We start from the raw sequence: 1,298 nt of genomic DNA, 5'->3' as shown, positions 1-1,298 counted from the left end.
GACCATTGGGACACCAGAGCTAACATGCACTTCTGGCTATCCCAAATCACGCTGATTTGTCAACGCCTACTTTGAGGCGAACGGCGAAGCGTTGCCCTGTGAAAGGGATAACTATGAGAAGCGCACAGTCGTCCGGCTGGCGCGCTCTAAAGCCGATACTATCATCGGCCGCAGAGCCAGCTACAGCTGACAAGCAAGACCTTTATCAGGCAGCGCGCATGGCTGCCCGCGTGTTGAAACTGTCGTCGAACTGCAGGTCCGTCCTCGACCAGCTTGTCGGCGTCTTCGGCGGAGAGCTGATTGAAAACCGGATGCTCGTCTGGCCCTCGAATGCATTCCTAGTCGAGCGCACAGGGATGTCGGAGCGGTCTGTCCGCTATGCTCTTGAACGGCTGCTCGACGTAGGAGTGATCGGCGCGAAGGATAGTCCGAATGGCAAACGGTTCGCTCAGCGATCGCGGGGCAAAATCGTGAAGGCATATGGCTTCGATCTCTCCCCTCTTCTCGCAAGGCTGCCTGAGCTTCACGATCAGCTCCAGGTGATCGAAGACAAAGAGCGCGAGCGGTCAGCGGCCTTCGACGAACTCACCATCCATCGCAGATCGGCGCAGGAGGCGCTCAAGACACTTGCAGAGACTTTCCCGAGCATCGACGTCAGCGAGCTAAGAGCGCGTGCCCTTGAGCTTACCAGAGTAACACCGCGCAGGTCCGGAGCGGGATCGGCGGACGACGCCCGAGATGCCTGGCGCACGATCAGGGAAGAGGCGGAAGGAAAATTTCATGCCGCCTCTGCCGGCAAATCATGCCGCCACAAAGACAACAACAAATATGCCCCTGACGAGTCTTGTAACAACGGCAATGATAATCCGAAGGATCCGGAACGGGCGAGTGTGAGCTTAAACGCCGGCGATTTGGGGACAGCTTGCCCCGATGCGATGGAGTTTATAGGCGACGTGCGCAGCGACCGAGACCTGATTATGGGCGTGTCGCGCATGCGGGGCGCTTTTGGGGTGTCCGCGTCCGGCTGGGAGGAAGCAACCCGTGAAATCGGGGCGCTCTGTGCGTCTGCCACGCTCGTTTACGTGGTGCAGATGCAAACGCGGCCAGCGCCAGGATCTGATCCGATCAAGAACGCGGGCGGCTATTTCCGTGCGATGGTCCGATTGATCAAAGCCGGTCAGGTCGATCTCACGAGGGAAATCTTCAAGATGAAAATCGCACATCGGCAAAGGTAGGCTGATCGCGCCTGTTGATTTCTCACCAATAGCAAATGGCGCCGCGTAGGCATGCTATATCAC

Annotated in this window: 1 protein-coding gene; it reads left to right on the top strand. The window is 58.0% G+C overall.

The genetic code is table 11. The features are described 5' to 3' along the window. Positions 1-113 precede the first annotated feature (113 nt). Positions 114-1,235, top strand: coding sequence for a plasmid replication protein RepC (gene repC, locus AC1D1Z_RS37520; protein ID WP_130729924.1), 1,122 nt, complete (start codon positions 114-116; stop codon positions 1,233-1,235). The last annotated feature ends 63 nt before the right edge of the window (positions 1,236-1,298 follow it).

The sequence above is a fragment of the Rhizobium sp. P1_E1 genome, from assembly GCF_056406015.1.
Note: the sequence above shows the minus strand (reverse complement) of the source record. Positions and strands in the feature narration are given on the sequence as shown.